The organism is Sphingopyxis sp. LARHCG72, assembly GCF_052871675.1.
In genome coordinates, this window is record NZ_JBIXJU010000001.1 from 991327 (window position 1) to 1010966 (window position 19640).

At 65.3% G+C, this 19640-nt stretch carries 19 protein-coding genes; 15 read left to right on the forward strand and 4 right to left on the reverse strand.

Annotation, left to right across the window (positions count from 1 at the left end; all coding sequences use genetic code 11):
* Nucleotides 1–3: 3 nt before the first annotated feature.
* The 3 genes from ACIPPQ_RS04775 to ACIPPQ_RS04785 all read right to left on the reverse strand — a co-directional run bounded on the left by ACIPPQ_RS04775 (nt 4) and on the right by ACIPPQ_RS04785 (nt 3284).
* Nucleotides 4–1236, reverse strand: a complete 1233-nt coding sequence (locus tag ACIPPQ_RS04775; protein WP_446543037.1) for a nitrate/nitrite transporter — start codon at nt 1234–1236, stop codon at nt 4–6.
* Between the two features lie 258 nt (nt 1237–1494).
* Nucleotides 1495–2706, reverse strand: coding sequence for a CmpA/NrtA family ABC transporter substrate-binding protein (locus ACIPPQ_RS04780; protein WP_446543038.1), 1212 nt, complete (start codon nt 2704–2706; stop codon nt 1495–1497).
* Entirely contained in the window at nt 2703–3284 is a 582-nt protein-coding gene (locus ACIPPQ_RS04785; protein ID WP_446543039.1) for an ANTAR domain-containing response regulator, read from the reverse strand. The genes ACIPPQ_RS04780 and ACIPPQ_RS04785 overlap by 4 nt, the downstream gene beginning before the upstream one ends.
* Nucleotides 3285–3655: 371 nt before the next feature.
* Between ACIPPQ_RS04785 and ACIPPQ_RS04790 the strand changes: the two genes are divergently transcribed.
* The 9 genes from ACIPPQ_RS04790 to ACIPPQ_RS04830 all read left to right on the forward strand — a co-directional run bounded on the left by ACIPPQ_RS04790 (nt 3656) and on the right by ACIPPQ_RS04830 (nt 13111).
* The gene (locus ACIPPQ_RS04790; RefSeq protein ID WP_056347272.1) at nt 3656–3745 is read left to right on the forward strand and encodes a potassium-transporting ATPase subunit F; all 90 of its coding nucleotides are present in this window, start codon (nt 3656–3658) and stop codon (nt 3743–3745) included.
* A gap of 12 nt (nt 3746–3757) precedes the next feature.
* Nucleotides 3758–5461, forward strand: a complete 1704-nt coding sequence (gene kdpA / locus ACIPPQ_RS04795) for a potassium-transporting ATPase subunit KdpA (RefSeq protein WP_446543040.1) — start codon at nt 3758–3760, stop codon at nt 5459–5461.
* A gap of 12 nt (nt 5462–5473) precedes the next feature.
* Entirely contained in the window at nt 5474–7510 is a 2037-nt protein-coding gene (gene kdpB / locus ACIPPQ_RS04800; protein WP_446543041.1) for a potassium-transporting ATPase subunit KdpB, read from the forward strand.
* Between the two features lie 10 nt (nt 7511–7520).
* On the forward strand, nt 7521–8111 hold the full coding sequence (kdpC, locus tag ACIPPQ_RS04805) for a potassium-transporting ATPase subunit KdpC (RefSeq protein ID WP_446543042.1): 591 nt from the start codon (nt 7521–7523) through the stop codon (nt 8109–8111).
* Complete coding sequence (locus ACIPPQ_RS04810; RefSeq protein ID WP_446543043.1) at nt 8108–10777, forward strand: DUF4118 domain-containing protein; 2670 nt, start codon at nt 8108–8110, stop codon at nt 10775–10777. The genes kdpC and ACIPPQ_RS04810 overlap by 4 nt, the downstream gene beginning before the upstream one ends.
* On the forward strand, nt 10774–11496 hold the full coding sequence (locus ACIPPQ_RS04815) for a response regulator (protein ID WP_446543044.1): 723 nt from the start codon (nt 10774–10776) through the stop codon (nt 11494–11496). Before ACIPPQ_RS04810 ends, ACIPPQ_RS04815 begins: the two co-directional genes overlap by 4 nt.
* 90 nt (nt 11497–11586) lie before the next feature.
* Nucleotides 11587–11736 (forward strand): hypothetical protein, encoded by a 150-nt coding sequence (locus ACIPPQ_RS04820; RefSeq protein ID WP_446543045.1) that lies wholly within the window; start codon nt 11587–11589, stop codon nt 11734–11736.
* Between the two features lie 118 nt (nt 11737–11854).
* The gene (locus tag ACIPPQ_RS04825) at nt 11855–12157 is read left to right on the forward strand and encodes a hypothetical protein (RefSeq protein WP_446543046.1); all 303 of its coding nucleotides are present in this window, start codon (nt 11855–11857) and stop codon (nt 12155–12157) included.
* 132 nt (nt 12158–12289) lie between these two features.
* Nucleotides 12290–13111 carry a TorF family putative porin gene (locus ACIPPQ_RS04830; protein WP_446543047.1) on the forward strand — a complete coding sequence of 274 codons (822 nt, stop codon included), beginning with the start codon at nt 12290–12292 and terminating at the stop codon, nt 13109–13111.
* Nucleotides 13112–13161: 50 nt separating this feature from the next.
* On the opposite strand, the gene ACIPPQ_RS04835 is transcribed toward ACIPPQ_RS04830, so the two are convergent.
* Nucleotides 13162–13644, reverse strand: a complete 483-nt coding sequence (locus ACIPPQ_RS04835; protein WP_446543048.1) for an Lrp/AsnC family transcriptional regulator — start codon at nt 13642–13644, stop codon at nt 13162–13164.
* A gap of 189 nt (nt 13645–13833) precedes the next feature.
* Between ACIPPQ_RS04835 and phhA the strand changes: the two genes are divergently transcribed.
* Genes phhA through ACIPPQ_RS04865 form a run of 6 tightly spaced genes read left to right on the forward strand, consistent with a single transcriptional unit; the run spans nt 13834 to nt 19624 of the window.
* Nucleotides 13834–14715: a phenylalanine 4-monooxygenase gene (gene phhA / locus ACIPPQ_RS04840; RefSeq protein WP_446543049.1), complete on the forward strand. Its 882-nt coding sequence runs from the start codon at nt 13834–13836 to the stop codon at nt 14713–14715.
* A complete protein-coding gene (locus ACIPPQ_RS04845; RefSeq protein ID WP_446543050.1) occupies nt 14712–15617 on the forward strand; it encodes a tryptophan 2,3-dioxygenase in 906 nt (301 codons plus the stop codon). The genes phhA and ACIPPQ_RS04845 overlap by 4 nt, the downstream gene beginning before the upstream one ends.
* The gene (gene kynB / locus ACIPPQ_RS04850) at nt 15614–16243 is read left to right on the forward strand and encodes an arylformamidase (RefSeq protein WP_446543051.1); all 630 of its coding nucleotides are present in this window, start codon (nt 15614–15616) and stop codon (nt 16241–16243) included. The genes ACIPPQ_RS04845 and kynB overlap by 4 nt, the downstream gene beginning before the upstream one ends.
* A complete protein-coding gene (kynU, locus tag ACIPPQ_RS04855) occupies nt 16240–17481 on the forward strand; it encodes a kynureninase (RefSeq protein WP_446543052.1) in 1242 nt (413 codons plus the stop codon). Before kynB ends, kynU begins: the two co-directional genes overlap by 4 nt.
* Complete coding sequence (locus tag ACIPPQ_RS04860; protein ID WP_446543053.1) at nt 17478–18491, forward strand: carbon-nitrogen hydrolase family protein; 1014 nt, start codon at nt 17478–17480, stop codon at nt 18489–18491. The genes kynU and ACIPPQ_RS04860 overlap by 4 nt, the downstream gene beginning before the upstream one ends.
* Nucleotides 18488–19624 (forward strand): cupin domain-containing protein, encoded by a 1137-nt coding sequence (locus tag ACIPPQ_RS04865; protein ID WP_446543054.1) that lies wholly within the window; start codon nt 18488–18490, stop codon nt 19622–19624. Before ACIPPQ_RS04860 ends, ACIPPQ_RS04865 begins: the two co-directional genes overlap by 4 nt.
* Nucleotides 19625–19640 lie beyond the last annotated feature (16 nt).

Sequence of the window (19640 nt, forward strand, 5' to 3'; positions counted from 1 at the left end):
GGATCAGATCCTTACCCCTTCGGCCGCGGCCCAGGTCCGGCGCCACTGGCCTTTGACGAACATCAGCGCGGCCAGCGCGATCAACGCGAGTCCCGCGAAGATATAGAAGCCCGGGGCGAAGCTTCCCGTCCACTGCTTTGCGAAGCCGAGCGAGGAGGCGAGGTAGAAACCGCCGATGCCGCCCGCCATACCGACCAGCCCGGTCATCACGCCGATTTCGGCCGAAAAGCGCTGCGGCACGAGCTGGAACACCGACCCGTTGCCGATACCGAGCGCGAGCATCGCGATCACGAACAGGCCGAGCGCCGCGGTCAGGCCCGCGGCCTGCGGCACGCCGGCGAGCGCGATGGCGGCGACAACGAACACCATCATCAGTACCTTGATGCCGCCGACCCGGTCGGCGAGCGCGCCGCCGAGCGGGCGAACCAGCGATCCGGCGAAGACGCATCCCGCGGTGCAATAGCCCGCCATCACGGGGGTGAGGTGGAACTGGTCGGTGAAATAGATCGGAAGCGACGCCGCGAGGCCGACGAAACCGCCGAAGGTCACGGCATAGAAAGCCATCAGCCACCACGCGTCGGCGCTCTTGAGTGGGGCGAAATAGCGCGAGGCAGTCTTGGGCGTTGCCACATAGGGCGCGTCCTTCGCGATGATCATGTAAATGACGAACACGATCGCGAGCGGGATGCACGCAAGGCCGAGCACCGCATTCCAGCCGAACGCCTTGGCGAGCGCGGGCGCTAGGAGCGCGGCGAGCACGGTGCCGCTGTTGCCCATCCCTGCGAGGCCCATCGCCTTGCCCTGATGTTCGGGCGGATACCAGCGGCCTGCGAGCGGCAGCGCGATCGCAAAGCTCGCCCCGGCAAAACCGAGCACCACGCCAAGGCCGAGCACGCCCTCGAAACTGTGGACCCCGTTGAACCAGGCATAGAAGAGGCCGCCGATGACGACGATCTGGCTGATCGCGCCCGCGCGCTTAGGGCCGATGTCGTCGACGAGGATGCCGTTGGTGATCCGCAGCAAGGCACCGGCGAGGGTCGGCACCGCGACCATCAGTCCCTTTTGCGCCGGGGTCAGCCCCAGATCCTCCGAAATCGCTGGGGCGAGGGGGCCGAGGATGACCCACACCATGAAGGCGAGGTCGAAATAGAGAAAGGCGGCGAGGAGTGTCGGCCAGTGGCCGCTTTTCCAGAAACTGGATTGGGGCGCCGCAGCACCTCCGCTTGCATTGGTCATCGTCCGTCCCCTTGTGCGACGGGCAATAAAAAAGCCGCCAGGACGGCGGCCATGCGGGCGCATCCTGACGGCTTCATTGCCTGTTGGAATGCAGGGAAAAGGCTCCCTGTCCGCCTGCGGACCGGCCCCCTCGTTGGAGCCGTCGCCGCATTATCCTGCCCCGGCAGCCTTGCCGAGTGCATTTAACCTGCCTGATTCGGAGGAGCGCCGCAAGCCGCTATTTCGCAGGTGCAGCATAAAATTCGATTGGTGAAAAATTCAGGGAAGTTCAGATAGATAGGTCTCTATATCGTCGGGATCGAAGGCGCGCCCGTCGAAAAAGCGGTCGGCGCCGAGCGTCAGGCGGCCCTGCGTCGACCCCGCGCCGATCGGCTCGGCGAGTCCGCCTTCCAGCTTCGAACTCGCTCCGGGGAGCGGCGCGCTCGAACCCGCGAGCGCGGCGCGATAGATGTCTGGACGGAAGGTGTTGGTCGCGGCGGCCGCATCGCTGTCGTCGAAGGCCATATAATCCCAGCGGACCATCTGCGAATAGAGCCACGCGGCCTGGCTGCGCCAGGGGAAGTTGGCGGCCTCGCGATACTGGAACATGAAGTCGGGATAGTGGAGCGGCTCGCCGCCGGGGACGAGCCGGATACGGTCGGTGATCGCGCGCAGCACCGCGTCGCGCGGCGCGTCGAGATATTCGGGGCGCGCGAGGATATCGGCGCTTTCCTCCGCGGCGCCCGGCGCGACGAAATGCTCGGCCGCACCATGCAGCGCGCGCACCAGTGCCTCGACCGCCTCGCGGCGCTCGTCGAGCAGCGTCGCGCGCATCGCGAGCACCTTCTCGACGCCGCGCCGCCAGATTTGCGCGGTCGCGAGCGCGATATGGCCGACGCCGCGATCGACCGCGATCGAATTCCACGGCTCGCCGACGCAGATACCGTGGACGTCGCCCGCCGCGAGCGCGTCGGCGGCGAAGGGTGGGCTGGTGACGACGATCTCGACATCCTGATCGGGCCGGATGCCGACCCCCGCCAGCCAATAGCGCAGCATGTAATTGTGGCTCGAATAGCGATGGACGACGCCGAAGCGGAGCGGCTTGCCCGAAGCGGTGCGCGCGTCGGCCAAACGCTTCAGCGCCGCGCCGATCTGTGCCGGGTCGCCCAGCTGGTCGGTCAGGCCAACCTCTTCGGCGAGGCGGGTCGAAAAAGTCACGGCGTTGCCGTTGAGCCCGAGTACGAAGGGAACCGCGAGCGGTACGGCCGGACGATCACGGCCGAGCGTCGTTGCGATCGCGAGCGGCGCGATCATGTGCGCCGCATCGGTCTGCCCGAAGATCAGCCGGTCGCGGACGGTCGCCCAGGTCATGTCGCGCACGGGCTCGATCGCAATGCCTTCGCGCGCGGCAAAGCCGAGCTCGTGCGCGAGGATCGGCAGCGCGGCATCGACGAGCGGCAGGAAACCGATGCGGAAGATATCGGCGGTCATTCCATGTCTCCCATCAGCGCTTCGCTCGTCACGATCGCTTCGGCGATCTCGCCGATCCGTCGGTTGGTCCGCATCGCCTGACCGCGCAGCAGCGCATAGGCGGCGGGCTCGTCGATCTGGCGGCGTTTCATCAAGATCGCTTTCGCCCGGTCTATGGCTCCGCGTTCGGCGAGCGCGGTCTTCGCGTCGTCGAGTTCGCGCTGGAGGCGCGAAAAGGCCTGGAAGCGGCGAACCGCGAGGTCGACGACCGGCTTGATCCGCTGTTTCGACAGGCCGTCGACGACATAGGCCGACACGCCAGCATCGATCGCCGCGCCGGTCGCCTCGGCGTCGCTCTGGTCGACGAACATCGCGATCGGCCGTGCAAGCGCACGCGAGACGGCGAAGAAATCCTCGAGCTGATCGCGGCTCGGGTTTTCGAGATTGATCAGCACGACCTCGGGCTGCGCGGCCTCGACCTGCGCCATCAGGGGACCGGACGGATCGATGATGGCAAGATCGACGAGCCCGGCCTCGCGCAGGCCATCGGAGATGATGGCGGCACGCGTCGTGCTGGTGTCGATGATCGCGATCCTCATGCCCGCGCCTTAGGGCGCCGCGTTCGAATCTGCCAGTGTGATCGCGCATCGGGTAATTTTTGGACCGTCAGGCGCCAATATTTGAATGTTTCGGCCGACGGCCGCCGCGAGTTGGTCGTTCGGGCGGGGCGGCGCCGCGCTGTAATAATCATATGGAAATACTATGCGCCCGTGCTTTTCCGGCTCTCGAATTCAAACGCCGGCCTCTCCTATTTTACGGTCCGCAGACGACTCGGCCCGCGTCCCGTGGGCGGCGTCTTGCTGGAGCAAAACCATGCAGGATCTTCTCTGGGTCGGCATCATCCTCGGTCTCCTCGCCGCAAGCCTTGGCTATGCGCGGCTGTGCGACGAGGCCTGAGGGGATGACGCCGATGACTCTCGATCTTTGGCTCGCGGGCGCAACCGCGCTCGGCCTTCTTTTCTATCTCGTGGCTGTGCTCGCACGGCCCGAACGCTTCTAAGGGAGGCGCGCCATGACTTTTCAGGGATGGCTTTTGATCGCCGCATTCGTCGGCATCCTGCTCCTGCTCTGCAAGCCGATGGGCCGGTGGCTCTTCGCGCTATACGAAGGGCGCCGCACGCCGCTCCACCGGGTGCTCGGTCCGGTCGAAACGGGCTTCTATCGCCTGTCGGGCATCGACCCCGCCGAAGAACAGGGTTGGCGTCGCTACGCGGTTCATATGTTGATTTTCAACGTGGCGCTGCTGCTGTTCACTTACGCGGTCCTGCGTCTGCAGGGCGTGCTGCCGCTCAATCCGCTCGGCTTCGACGGTACCAGCGCGGATCTCGCGTTCAATACCGCGATCAGCTTCACCGCGAACACCAACTGGCAGAGCTACGGCGGTGAATCGACGATGTCGAACCTCAGCCAGATGCTCGGCCTCACGATCCATAACTTCCTCTCGGCAGCGACGGGCATCGCGCTCGCCTTCGCGCTGTTCCGCGGTTTTGCCCGGCGCGAGATGAAGACGATCGGCAATTTCTGGGCCGACATGACGCGCGTGACGCTCTACCTGCTGCTGCCGATCTGCGTCGCCATCGCGATCTTCTATATCGCGAGCGGCGTCCCGCAGACGCTGGCGGGCTCGGTCGATGTGACGACGCTCGAAGGCGTCAAGCAGACGCTCGCGCTCGGCCCGGTCGCGTCGCAGGAGGCGATCAAGATGCTCGGCACCAACGGTGGCGGCTTCTTCAACGTCAACTCGGCGCATCCGTTCGAAAATCCGACCGCGCTCACCAACCTCGTCCAGATGCTCTCGATCTTCGCGATCGGCGTCGGGCTGACTTGGACCTTCGGGCGCGCGGTCGGCAACCAGCGGCAGGGCTGGGCGATCCTCGCCGCGATGATGACCTTGTTCGTGGCGGGCGCGGCAATCACATACTGGCAGGAAGCTGCCGGCAATCCGATCCTCCATCAGCTCGGCGCTGCGGGCGGAAATATGGAGGGCAAAGAAGTCCGCTTCGGCATCGCGCAGACGGCGCTGTTCGCCGTCGTCACAACCGCTGCGTCTTGCGGCGCGGTCAACGGCATGCACGACAGCTTTACCGCGCTTGGCGGGATGATTCCGCTGTTCAACATGCAGCTTGGCGAAGTCGTGATCGGCGGCGTCGGCGCGGGCATTTACGGCTTCCTGCTCTTCGCCATCCTCGCGATCTTCGTCGCCGGGCTGATGGTCGGGCGCACCCCCGAATATGTCGGCAAGAAGATCGAGGCACGCGAGGTCAAGCTCGCGGTGCTCGCGATCGCGGTGCTGCCGCTGATCATCCTCGGCTTCACTGCCATCGCGTCGGTGACCGAAGCCGGACTCGCCGGACCGCTCAACAAGGGGCCGCACGGCTTCTCCGAGATCCTCTACGCCTTCACCAGCGCCGTCGCGAACAACGGTTCGGCCTTTGCGGGCCTCACCGCCAACACACCCTTCTACAACGGCATGCTGGGCGTCGCGATGTGGATCGGCCGCTTCTTCATCATCATCCCGATGCTGGCGATCGCGGGCGGTCTGGCGGCGAAGAAATATACGCCGGCGACGGCGGGCAGTTTTCCGACCACGGGGCTGCTCTGGACAGGCCTGCTGATCGGCATCGTGCTGATCGTCGGCGGTCTGACATTTCTCCCCAGCCTCGCGCTCGGTCCGATCGCCGATCATCTCGCGATGATCAACGGCCAGCTCTTTTAAGGAACCCTGCACATGGCTCGGTCCGTACAAAAATCCCTGTTCACGGCAGACCTGATCGTTCCGGCGATCGGCGACTCTTTCCGCAAACTCAACCCCCGGGAACTGATTCGCAACCCGGTGATGTTCACGACCGCGGTCGTCGCGGCGCTACTTACGGTGCTGCTCGTCGTCGGTCAGGACGGTCTTGCGACCGGCTTCAAGCTGCAGCTTGTCATCTGGCTGTGGCTGACCGTGCTCTTCGGCACCTTCGCCGAAGCGCTCGCCGAAGGGCGCGGCAAGGCACAGGCCGCCTCGCTGCGCGCCACCAAGGCCGAACTGACCGCCAAGCGGCTGAAGGGCGACGGCAAGGCGTATGAAAGCGTGCCCGCAAGCGCGCTCAAGGTCGGCGATGTCGTGCTCGTCGAAACCGGCGACCTGATCCCTTCGGACGGCGAGGTCGTCGCGGGTGTCGCGTCGGTCAACGAAGCGGCGATCACCGGCGAAAGCGCGCCGGTGATCCGCGAGGCTGGCGGCGACCGCTCGGCGGTCACCGCGGGCACGCGCGTCATCTCCGACGAAATCCGCGTCCAGGTGACGGTCAATCCGGGGCAGGGCTTCCTCGACCGGATGATCGCGCTCGTCGAGGGCGCCGAGCGGCAGAAGACGCCGAACGAGATCGCGCTGACGCTGCTGCTCGTCGGTCTGACGATCATCTTCCTGATCGCGGTCAGCACGATCCCGGGCTTTGCCTCCTATGCAGGCGGTTCGATCCCGGTCGCGATTCTCGCGGCGCTGCTCATCACGCTCATCCCGACGACGATCGCAGCCTTGCTTTCGGCGATCGGCATCGCGGGCATGGACCGTCTCGTGCGCTTCAACGTACTCGCCAAGTCGGGGCGCGCGGTCGAGGCGGCGGGCGACGTCGATGTCCTGCTGCTCGACAAGACCGGCACGATCACCGTCGGCGACCGGCAGGCGACCGAGTTCCGTCCTGTCGGCGGCCAGTCCATGTCCACTCTCGCGGAAGCGGCGCTGCTCGCCAGCCTGGCCGACGAAACCCCCGAAGGGCGCTCGATCGTCGCGCTCGCGCGCGAAAAATTCGGCCAGACGATGGCCGAACTCCCAAATGGTGCCGAGGTCATTCCCTTTACGGCGCAGACGCGCATTTCGGGGATCAAGCTGGGTGACAATGTGATCCAGAAGGGCGCTGTGGACTCCGTCCTGAAGGCCAATCCGGGCGCGGGGACGACTGCCGCCGCAACCGAACTCCGCCGCATCACCGACGAGATCGCGCGTGCGGGCGGAACGCCGCTCGCCGTAGCGAAGGATGGGCAATTGCTCGGCGCGATCTTCCTCAAGGATATCGTCAAGGCGGGCATTCGCGAACGCTTCGGCGAACTTCGTCAGATGGGCATCCGCACCGTGATGATCACCGGCGACAACCCGCTGACTGCCGCGGCGATCGCCGCCGAGGCCGGGGTCGACGATTTCCTCGCGCAGGCAACGCCCGAGGACAAGCTCGAGCTGATCCGCAAGGAACAGCAGGGCGGGCGGCTCGTCGCGATGTGCGGCGACGGCACCAACGACGCCCCGGCGCTCGCGCAGGCCGACGTCGGCGTCGCGATGAACACCGGCACGCAGGCGGCGCGCGAGGCGGGCAACATGGTCGACCTCGACAGCGATCCGACCAAGCTGATCGAGGTCGTCGGCCTCGGCAAGCAATTGCTGATGACGCGCGGGGCGCTCACGACCTTTTCGGTCGCGAACGACGTCGCCAAATATTTCGCGATCATCCCGGCGATGTTCATCGCGCTCTATCCGGGGCTCGGTGTGCTCAACATCATGGGGCTGACCAGCCCCGAGAGCGCGATCCTGTCGGCGATCATCTTCAACGCGCTGATCATCCCGCTGCTCGTGCCGCTCGCATTGAAGGGGGTGACCTATCGTCCGATGGGTGCGGGGCCACTGCTGGCGCGCAACCTAGCCATCTATGGCCTCGGCGGCCTTGTGGCACCCTTCATGGGGATCAAACTCATCGACCTGGCCGTTGGCGGCCTCGGTCTGGTCTGAGGATAATGAAATGAACAAGGATCTCATCAGCGCGCTGCGTCCGGCGCTCGTCATGACGCTGCTCTTCGCGCTGCTTCTCGGGCTCGCCTATCCGCTGGCGCTCACCGGCATCGGGCAGACGCTCTTCCCGGACCAGGCGAACGGCAGCCTCGTGCGCGAGAATGGCAAGATCGTCGGCTCGAATGTCGTCGGGCAGGGGTTCACCTCGGAGCGCTATTTCAACACGCGGCCGTCCGCGGCGGGCGACGGGTATGACGGGCTCGCCTCGTCGGGTTCGAACCTCGGGCCGACTTCGCAGGTGCTCGTCGACCGGGTCAAGGGTGATGTCGACAAGATGCAGGCTGCACAGCCCGGCGCGGCCGTGCCCGCCGACATGGTGACGACATCGGGTTCGGGGCTCGACCCCGATATCACGCCCGAGGCAGCGCTGTATCAGGTCGACCGGGTGGCACGCGTCCGCGGGCTCGCTCCGGCGGCGGTTCGCGGGCTCGTCGAACAGAGCGTCGACAAGCCGCTCCTCGGCTTTCTCGGCGAGCCGCGCGTCAACGTGTTCAAGCTCAATCGACGACTCGATGCGATTGGGGCTAAACCCGCCGCGTGACGAAATCCGATCGACCATCTCCAGAGGCCTTCCTGCGCCAGGCGGCGCAGGAAGGCCGCGGCCGTTTAAAAGTCTTTCTCGGCGCAGCGCCGGGGGTCGGCAAGACGTGGGAAATGCTCACAGACGGGCGGCAACGGCGCGAGGCCGGGGTCGATGTCGTCGTCGGCGTGGTCGAAACGCACGGCCGGCGCGAGACCGAAGCACTGGTCCACGGCCATGAGATCATCCCCCGCCGCGACGTCGACCATCAGGGCCATAGTCTCGGCGAAATGGACATCGACGCGATTCTCGCGCGCCATCCCCAGCTCGTTCTCGTCGACGAACTCGCGCACACCAACGCGCCGGGGAGCCGCCATCCCAAGCGATATCAGGATGTCGAGGAATTGCTGGGTGCCGGGATCGACGTCTATTCGACGATCAACATCCAGCACGTCGAAAGCCTGAACGATGTCGTCGCGTCGTTCACGCGCGTCCGCGTCCGCGAGACGGTGCCCGACTCGATCCTCGAAAATGCCGAGATCGAGGTCGTCGATATTCCCCCCGACGAGCTGATCGAGCGCTTGCGCGACGGCAAAGTCTATATCCCGCAGGAAGCGACGCGCGCGCTGACGCATTTCTTTTCCAAATCGAACCTGACGGCCTTGCGCGAACTCGCGCTGCGCCGCGCGGCGGATGCGGTCGACGCGCAGATGCTCGAGCATGTCCGGAGCCATGCGCTCGCGGGCAGTTTCGCGGTCGGCGAGCGGATCGTCGTCGCGGTCAGCGAACTCCCCGTCGCCGCCGAACTCGTCCGCGCGGGCAAAAGGCTCGCCGATGCGCTGAAGGCGCCATGGACCGCGGTCTATATCGAGACGCGGCGCAGTCAGTCGCTGACCGACGACGACCGCAAGCAGCTCGCCGACACGCTGGCGCTGGCGTCGCGCCTCGGCGCCTCGACCGCGACGGTCCCGGCGGCGAGCGTCGTCGAAGGCCTGCAGGCTTTCGCACGCGACGCGCGCGCAACGCAGATCGTGATCGGCAAATCGGCGCGGCCCTGGTGGTTCGAGATGCGCCACGGGTCGGTCGTAGACCAGCTCGTGCGGACGATCGACGATGTCGCGGTGCATGTCCTGCCCGGCGAACCCGATACGCAGGCGGCCCGGCGGAGCGCGATCGCGGTTCCCGGAAGGTGGGGCAAATCCAGCGATTATATCTGGTCGCTGGCGATGGTCGTCCTGATGACCGCGCTTGGCCGCCTGCTCATCGAGGTCATCGATCTCGGTAATATTTCGCTGCTCTATCTCGTGCCGGTGATGTTCGCCGCGGCGACCTTCGGGCTGCGCGCCGGCCTGTTCGCCGGACTCGCGTCGAGCCTTGCGTATAATTTCTTCTTCCTGCCGCCCACGGGGACGCTGACGGTCAACAATCCCGAGAATGTCGTCAGCATATTGGTGTTGCTCGGCGTTGCGGTCGTGACCAGCCAGTTTGCGGCGCGCGTGCGCGCTCAGGCCGATCTCGCGCAAACGAGCGCGCGGCAGAATGCCGCGCTGGCGAGTTTTTCGCGGCAACTCACCGCGGCGCCCGACCAGGACGCGCTGATGCACGCGATCTGCGCGGAGGTCGGTCGGCTGCTCGACGTGCGCACCGTCATCCTGCTCCCGTCGGCCGACGGGCCGATGCTGCGCGCTGCCGTCCCGCCCGAGGATCGGCTCGAACAGATCGAACGCGCCGCCGCGCAATGGGCGATGGACAATGAACAGCCCGCGGGGCGCGGCTCGGCGACCCTCACGGCGTCGGACTGGCTGTTCCATCCGCTCCGCACGACGCGCGGCGTGCTTGGCGTGCTCGGCCTGACGCGTGACGATGCGCGCGAACCGGTACGCTCCGACCAGGTGCCCTTGCTGATGAGCCTGCTCGATCAGGCGTCGATCGCGCTCGACCGCATGGAGCTCGAGGAGGCCTCGCTCCGCGCGCGGCAGGTCGACGAGCGCGACCGGCTGCGCTCGGCGCTGTTGTCGTCGGTCAGCCACGATCTTCGCACACCGCTCACGACGATCCTCTCGGCGGCGCAGGAAATGCGGCGCCACCCCTCGGCGGAGATGGCCGAGACGATCGAGACCGAGGCGCTGCGCCTCAACCGCTTCGTGTCGAACCTGCTCGACATGGTGCGCGTCGAGGCGGGCGCGCTGCCGATGAAGGTCGAAGCGACCGACCTGTTCGACGCCGCCGCCAGCGCCGCGCACGATACGCGCGCCTCGCTCGCGGGGCACGAGGTGAAAGTCGATATTTCGCCCAATATTCCGCTCGTTCGTGTCGATCCGGTGCTGCTCCATCACTGCCTGATCAACCTCCTCGACAATGCCGGGCGCTATGCCGATCCCGATACGCCGATCGTCATTCGCGCGCGGCGTACGGCCGACGCGATCCAGCTGTCGGTGATCGATCAGGGACCCGGGATCGCGCCGGGGAACGAGAAGCGCGTCTTCGAAACCTTCACGCGCCTCGAGGGAAGCGACCGCGCGAAGCATGGCACCGGCCTCGGCCTCGCCATCGTCAAGGGCTTTGCCGAGGCGATGGGGCTGTCGGTCGAGGCGGGCAACAATGCCGATCCGCACGGCGCCTGTTTCACCATCAAGATCCCCGAAACGCTGATCATCACGACACCGATCGACAAGGACATCCCATGAAGGTGCGTCACAAGGTCTTGATCGTTGACGACGAGCTGCACATCCGGCGGCTCATCCACGCCGCCCTCGCGCGCGCCGACTATGCGATCGTCGAAGCCGAAAACGCCCGCGAGGCGCTGGAGCGGCTCCGCGAAGACCGTCCCGACATCACCTTGCTCGATCTGGGCCTGCCCGACCGCGACGGGCTCGAAATCGTTCCGCTTTTCAAGCAGCAGTCCGATACGACGCTGATCGTCGTGTCGGCGCGCGACGCCACCGAAGAGAAGGTGGCGGCGCTCGACCTCGGCGCCGACGATTATCTGACCAAGCCCTTCGACACCGACGAGTTGCTGGCGCGCGTTCGCGTCGCGCTGCGCAATCGCCTGACCCGAGACGGCGGCAATCTGAGCCTGTCGGTGGGCGACGTCACGATGGACCTGATCGCGCGGACGGTGACCAAGGCGGGCAAGGAGGTCCATCTGACGCCCAAGGAATATGGCGTGCTCGCCCAATTGGCGCGCTTCCCGGGCCGCGTCATCACGCACAACCAGATCATGCGCGAAGTCTGGCCGCACGAGCATGAGCATCATGTCGAATATCTGCGCGTCCTGATCCGCACGCTGCGCCAGAAGCTGGAAACCGACCCGCAGCAGCCGCGGATCATCTGCAACGAGCTGGGTATCGGCTATCGTTTGCGGCTCGGCGGCGACAGCCTCGTCGAAAGCGGCGAGGCGCACTGAGGGGTGATTGGCCCGAACATACGCAATTCCTATGCGAACGAACGTGTCCCGCTCTCGAATTCAAATGGCCGGCGCGCCTAAATACCGGCCATGATTCACAAGGATATCGAGCAACCGGCATCGCCGCGCGTGCGCGACCGCATCGTCGACTGGCTTGGCGCGCAGGGGCCGTCGATCCTCACCATCTATATGTGCGGCGCCGTCGCGCTGGTCGCGTTCGTCGCCGATACGATGCGCTGATGCCTGCCGTCTGCACGGCGTGCGCGATCATATGCAATCTCAATGTGGCGGCCCGGTTCCCGATCTCGATTTCCTATGCGCGGATGAATAGTTGAGCGGCCTCCTAAGGAGGTTTGAGATGAAGAAATGGCATGAAACGGCCGCCGCCAACCTCGGCTTGCGGGCCGGCGGCCTCGTCCTTCTCGCTATCTGCTGGTCGATCGTCGTCCGGCTTCACCCCGTGCCGCCGGGCGCGGCGGCGCGCGACGCGACGTCGCTGCTGATGCTGTTGTCGGCGATAGCCTTCCTCTGCGGCAGCGCCGGGAGCGCGCTCCTGTTGGTCGGGCCGGGCCTGTGGGAAACGGTCGAGGTTTCGGAACGCTGGCGGCGCCTGCCCGCGCAGGACCGCGAATGGCGGACGTCGCGCGAATGGGATCGGTAGAGGGCCGGCGGCCATAGTGCAAACACTATGCAATCGGGCCACTGCCCCTCTCGATTTTCAATGCGTTGCCGATCTAGTGGGGCCGCCTCGCGAGCCTCCGCCGTCCCGGCGAGGCGTTTTCAAGAGGATAATATGAAGAACATCATCTCGGCCGCCGCGCTCGCGGCAGGACTGTTGCCCGTCGCCGCCGCGGCGCAGGAAGAGGCCGACAAGCCGGCAGTCACTTTGTCGGGGTCGGCGACGCTGGCCTCGGACTATCGTTTTCGCGGGGTGTCGCAATCGGACAAGGAAATGGCAGCGCAGGGCGGCCTGACCGTGTCTCATGAAAGCGGCGCCTATGCCGGCGTCTGGGCGTCGAACCTTGCAGGCTGGGGCACTTTTGGCGGTGCCAATATGGAACTCGACCTGATCGCCGGCTACAAGGCCGCGCTTGCGGACAATGCGACCCTCGACGTCGGGCTCGTCTGGTATATGTATCCGGGCGGCGCCGATGAATCCGATTTTGCCGAGCCCTATGTCAAGCTGACCGGGACGACGGGACCCGCGACGCTGACCGCCGGCGTCGCCTATGCGCCCAAGCAATATGCGTTGGCCAATGTGTCGGCGGCACCGGACAGCCGCGGGCAGAGCGAGGACAATCTCTATCTCTGGGGCGACGGCGCGTTCGCGATCGGCGGTACTCCGTTCACTGCAAAGGCACATATCGGCTATTCGGACGGCAACCCCGGCCTTGGCCCCAACGGCACGAGCGTCGCGCCTACCGGCCGCTATTGGGACTGGTCGGTCGGCATGGATGCGACCTGGCGCAACCTCACGCTCAATATCTCCTACGTCGACACCGATATCGGCAAGGCGGAGGCCGCACGCCTGCAGCCCAACTTCAGCAAGGGGGGCGACGGCAGCGGCTCGATCGCCGACGCGGCGGTCGTCGCCAGCGTCACCGCGGCCTTCTGATCGCGGCCGGTCCGGGCAGTTTTCGCTGTCCGGGCCGGGGCCGCTTCGGGTCAGGCGAAGGGCGGCGCGCGGCCCTCGGTCGTGCGTCCCCATTCGGCGAGATGGCCGTGCCGCTTGATCGTCTTGAGGCACACCACCGTCTTCAACCGCTGGACGCCGGGCAGCTTCGACAGATTGTGGCGAAGCAATTCGTCGAGATGGTCGGCCGACCGGGCGAAAATCTTGAGCATATAGTCGCTCTCGCCCGCGGTCGTGTGGCATTCGACGACGGCCGGATGCGCGAGCACCGCCGCCTCGAATTCGGTGTGCGCATCGAAGCGGATCTGGACCTCGACGAAGCTTTGCACCGCGAGGCCGACCGCGATCGGGTCGATCCGCGCGGCATAGCCGTCGATGACGCCGCCCTCCTCGAGGTTCTTCACGCGCGACCAGCACGGCGACTTGGACAGGCCCACCTGTTCGCCAAGGTCGGCGTAGGATTGCCGCCCGTCGCGTTCGAGCGCGGCGACGATCTTCCAGTCGAGCTTGTCCATGCGTTCCGTCCTGAATCAGGTTTTTGCGAAAATACGATCCATGAACTCTAGTTGGAAGAACATTATTCTGCAAATTGATAATAGTGCAGAACGAATTAAGAAATCCGGCGCCTCGCCACTGCGAAATCCGCACAATGTTTGCGCGCGTCCGCGTTACATTCGTGGCCGAAGATTTGGAGAGAGAGACCGGTGGCGGCGACACATATTTTCGATGCACCGCCTGACGGTGTGGCGGCCGATTGGACGATGCCGCAAAACTGGCGTGCGTTCACCGCCGAACAGCATGAGACATGGCGAACCCTGTTCGACCAGCAGTCGGCGGCGATTACAGGCTATGCATGCCGGTCGTTCCTCGAAGGCCTCGACATTCTCCGCAAGCTGAAGCCGGGCGTCCCCGATTTTGCCGAACTTAACACGCTGCTGAAACCGGCGACCGGGTGGGAAGTCGTCGCCGTTCCCGGCTGGATCCCGAACGAGCCCTTTTTCGAGCATCTGGCGAACAAGCGTTTCCCGGCTGCCAATTTCGTCCGCCCGCCCGAGCAGGTCGCGTACAGCGAAGAGCCCGATATGTTTCATGACATATTCGGCCATATCCCGATGCTCACCGATCCGGCCTTTTCGGACTTTCTGGTGGCCTATGGTCAGGCGGGGCTGCGCGCAGAAAAGCTCGGCGCATCCGAATTTCTCGGACGGCTGTGGCTGTATACCGTCGAATTCGGCCTCGTCGTCGAGGACGGCGAACTGCGTGCGTTCGGCGGCGGGCTCATGTCGAGCTTCGCCGAAACGCTCTGCGCGCTGACCTCCCCCGAACCGCGCCGCATCTGGCTCGACATCGAGCGTGTGATGCGGACCAAATATCATTTCGACCAATATCAGCAGACCTATTTCGTCGTCGCGGGCTTCGAGGAATTGCTGCGCGCGACCGAGGAGACCGACTTCGCCAGCGTCTACCGGAAGATCGCGGGGGACACTGCGCTCGAACCCGGAGATGCCTGGCGCGGCGATGTCGTCTATGAAGGACGCCTGCCACCCGCGCGGCCGGGACCGGCAAATCGGGAGGCGGCACGATGATCAGGCAGACGCGCGACGGCGGCACCGACATTTTCGAGACCGAGATCGACGGCGAAACGATCCAGTGGGACAATGGCCTGACCTATGCGCGGCACCTGCAGACGGCGCAATTGCTGTCGGCGCAGGTGCCCGTGTCGGACAAGCCCGACGAGATGCTGTTCATCATCATGCACCAGACGATGGAGCTGTGGCTGAAGCTGGTGCTGCACGAGGGGCGGCTGGTCTATGACGCGATCAAGGCCGACCGGCTGGAGATAGCGGGGAAGGGGCTCGACCGCATCGCGACGATCCAGCGGCACATGATCCACAGCTGGGAAGTGCTCGCGACGCTGACCCCGCATGATTTCCTGACCTTTCGCGGTTTTCTGCGCCGCGCGTCGGGCTTCCAGTCGCAGCAATATCGCGAGCTTGAATATCTGCTCGGCAACAAGCGCGAGAATATGATGATCGTCCACAAAGACGACCCGCAAGCGACCGCGCGGCTGCGCGCAGCGTTTGAGGCGCCCTCGCTCTACGACGAACTGCTGAAGCTGCTTGCGCGGCGCGGCTTCGCCATTCCCGTCGATCATCTGGAGCGCGACTGGACCAAGCCTTATGAAGCGTCCGAAGCGGTCGAGAAGGCGTGGCTGAAAATCTACACAGACCCCGACCGGCATTGGGATCTCTACACGCTCGCTGAGAAGATCACCGCGCTCGAATATTATTTCCAGGAATGGCGCTTCAAGCACATGAAGACCGTCGCGCGCGTGATCGGGCACAAGCCGGGAACCGGCGGCTCGTCGGGGGTCAACTATCTGGTGAAAGCGCTGAGCCTCAGCTTCTTCCCCGAACTCTGGTCGATGCGGACCGAAATGGCCGCGCCACGCGAAGGCGGCGACTATGCCGAGGGGAAGGGCGCATGAGCCGGATCTGGGACATTTCGCAGCCGCTTCATGCCGCGGTACCGGTGTGGCCGGGCGAGCCGGCGTTCGCGCTCCACAGCCATGCGGTGATCGGCGACGGCTGCCCGGTCAATGTCGGCGGCATGTTCACGCCGCTCCATGCGGGGACGCACGGTGATGCGCCGCTGCACTATGCCAATGACGGGGCTTCGTCGGCCGACTGCAAGCTTGAAGCCTATATCGGGCCGTGCGTGTTGCTCGACATGCGTCATGCGCGCGGCCGGGTCGAGATTGCCGATGTGGACTGGACCGCGATCGAGGGTGCGACACGCGTACTCCTGCGCACCTATGAGCGCTTCCCGCACGAGCGGTGGGATAGCGATTTCACCGCCATCGCCAGCGATGTGATCGCGCGGCTTGGCAGTATGGGCGTGCGGCTGATCGGCACCGACGCCGCCTCGCTCGACCCCGAACAGTCGAAGACGCTCGACGCGCATCAGGCGGTCAAAGCCGCCGATATGCGGATATTGGAGGGGCTGGTGCTCGATGACGTGCCGCCCGGACGCTACGAACTTGTCGCACTGCCGCTCCGCATCGTCGGCGCCGATGCCAGCCCGGTGCGCGCTATCCTGAGGGAAATCGCATGACCGATACGATATTTGCCACCGATGTTTCGGCACTCGACGCCGCCGATCCGCTCGCGCCGTTCCGCGATCGCTTTCACCTGCGCGAAGGGCTGATCTATCTCGACGGCAATTCGCTCGGCGCGCTGCCCAGGGCGACGGGCGACCGGCTTGCCGAGGTTGTCGGCAGCGAGTGGGGCGAGGGGCTGATCACTTCGTGGCTCGGCGCCGAATGGTCGACCGCACCGCGGCGCATCGGTGACAAGATCGGGCGGCTGATCGGCGCAAACCCGGGCGAGATCGTCGCCACGGACTCGACGTCGGTCAATATCTTCAAGGCGTTGACGGCTGCACTTTCGTTGCGGCGTGAACGGTCGGTGATCCTGTCGGAAGCAACGAACTTCCCTACGGACGTCTATATGATGCAGGGCATTGAGGCTTTTTCGGGCGGGCGCGTGAAGGCGGTCACCGTGGCGCCCGACGATATCGTCGACGCCCTGAACGAAGATGTCGCTGTGCTGTTCCTCACGCAAGTTCACTATAAGTCGGGTCGCGTTCGCGACATGGCGGCGATCACGAAACGCGCGCACGAAGTTGGCGCGCTCGTCGTTTGGGACCTGAGCCACAGTGCGGGCGCGATCCCGGTCGACCTCAGCGGCGCCGACGCTGATTTCGCGATCGGCTGTGGCTATAAATTCCTCAACGGCGGCCCCGGCGCGCCCGCTTATCTGTTCGCCGCCGCGCGGCACCATGCCGCGACCCCCGTACTGTCGGGCTGGTTCGGCCACGCGCGGCCGTTCGCCTTCGAGGAGGATTATGACCCCGCTGCCGGGATCGAGCGTTTCCAGTGCGGCACCCCGCCGGTGCTTGGCCTGTCGGCACTCGAAGTCGGCGTTGACCTGATGCTCGAAGCCGACATGGCCGAAATCCGCCGCAAGTCGCTCGCGCTTGGCGACCTGTTTATCGAGCTTATGCAGCCCTTGTGCGACGCCTATGGCTTCGAACTCGTTACGACACAGGACCATGCGACACGCGGCAGCCAGGTCGCTTATGCCCATCCACAGGGTTATGCGATCGTGCAGGCGCTCAAGGAATTTGACGTCATCGCCGATTTCCGCGCGCCCGACATTTTGCGCTTCGGGCTGACGCCGCTTTACCTGCGCTATCAGGACATCGTTGAAACCGTCGAGCGGCTCGAAAAGGTCTGCGCGACGCGCGCGTGGGACAAGCCGCAATATCACCAGCGGGCGGCGGTGACATGAGCGACGTGTCGGCACCCTTCCTGCCCAAATCGCGCGTTGCCGCTGTGCAGGCCGCGCCGGTCTTCCTCGACACCGCGCGCACCGTCGACAAGGCGTGCGCGCTGATCGCCGAGGCCGCCGGAAACGGCGCGCAGCTTGTCGCTTTCCCCGAGGTCTTCGTTTCGGCCTATCCCTATTGGAACTGGCTGATGACGCCGGTCGAGGGTGCCGAGTGGCACGAGCGCCTGTACCGCGCGTCGCTCCTGATCGACGGGTCCGAGGTCGCTGCGCTCTGCGCCGCGGCGCGCGATCACGGCTGCATCGTCGTGATCGGGATCAACGAGCGCGACCCGGTCAGCGTCGGCACGCTCTACAACACCAACCTGATCATCGGCGCCGACGGCAGCCTGCTCGGGCGCCACCGCAAGCTGGTGCCGACCTGGGCCGAGAAGCTGACGTGGGCGGGCGGCGACGGCAGTTCGATCCGCGTCTATGACACGCCGGTCGGGCCGCTCGGCACGCTCGCATGCGGCGAGAATACCAATACGCTCGCGCGCTTCGCGCTGCTGTCGCAGGGCGAGCTCGTCCATGTCGCCAATTATATCGCGCTGCCCGTCGCACCCGCGTCGTACAATATGGCCGAGGCGATCAAGATTCGCGCGACAGCACACAGCTTCGAGGGCAAGGTGTTCACGATTGTCGCCTGTTCGGCGGTGAGCGACGAGATCATCGCAGCGATGTCCGAAGGGCGTCCGCAGAACCGCGACCTGTTGTCGCGCCCGAACAGCGCCTTTTCGGGCGTGATCGACCCGCATGGCAATCTGGTCGGTCAGGCGCTGATCGACGAAGAGGGCATCGTCTACGCCGACATCGATCTTGGCGACTGCATCCGCCCCAAGCTGATGCACGACATCATCGGCGGCTATAACCGCTTCGACATCTTCAACCTGACGGTCGACCGGACGCCACGCGCGTCGGCGCTGTTTGTCGACGAGCCGCAGCCCGTCGATCCCGACGAGGAGACGTCATGATGGCAGGCAATAGCACGATCATCGACCCGCGCGACGATGTGCTCGGGCGGTCGCGCGTCACCGACACGCCCGAACTCGAAGCCTTTTATCAGGAGCTTGCGGGACGTAATGCGGGCGCCTTCTGGAAGCGCGCGAATGCGATTGAGCCGTGGGAGCCCGAGACGCGCTATCGCCCGACGCTGTGGCGCTATGCCGACATGCGCGACATATGCCTGCGCGCGCTCGATCTGGTGAAGCCCGAAGAAGCAGGACGCCGCGTCGTCACCCTGCTCAACGACAGCGACGCTGGTCGCGAGAATGTCGCGGTGTGCGGCTGGCTGTTCAGCGGCATGCAGGCGATGCGCCCCGGCGAAATCACCCCCGCGCACCGCCACACCGCGTCGGCGCACCGCTTCATCATGGAGGGGAAGGGAGCCTATACGGTCGTCGACGGACACCACATCACCTTGGGTGCCAACGACTATGTGCTGACCCCGAACGGCGCTTGGCACGATCATGGCGTTGTTGCCGACGGCGAAGTGTCGATCTGGCAGGACGGGCTCGACATCCCGCTGATGAACAGCCTCGAGACCAATTTCTATGCGGTCTACGACCAGCCCGCGCAGACGGCGGCGTTTCCCGTGGACGACCTGCCCTTGAGCTATGGTGGCGCGGCGCTGCGCCCCGAGGGCGTGCCCGTGTGGGAGAAGCCCTACTCGCCGGTGATGGTCTACCGCTGGGAAGCGACGCGCGACGCGCTGTGGAACCTTGCCAAAGTGTCCGACGGCACGCCGTTTGACGGGCATATGGTGCGCTATTCGAACCCGCTGACCGGCAGTTGGGCGCTCCAGACGATGGGCGCGCATATGCAGATGCTGAAGCCCGGCTTCCGCGGCAAGGCGCACCGCCACACCGGCAATGTCGTCTATAATGTCGCGAGCGGGCGCGGATATTCGATCATCGGCGGCGAACGCTTCGACTGGGGCACGCACGACATTTTCTGCGTGCCTGCGTGGGTGTGGCACGAGCATGTCAATCTCGATCCTTCCGAAGAGGCCTTCCTTTTCTCGTTCAACGATTTCCCCGTGATGGAAGCGCTCGGCGTCCGGATCGAGGAGCCCTATTCCGAAAATGGCGGCCACCAACCCGCCTGACTTGCAGACAGGATAG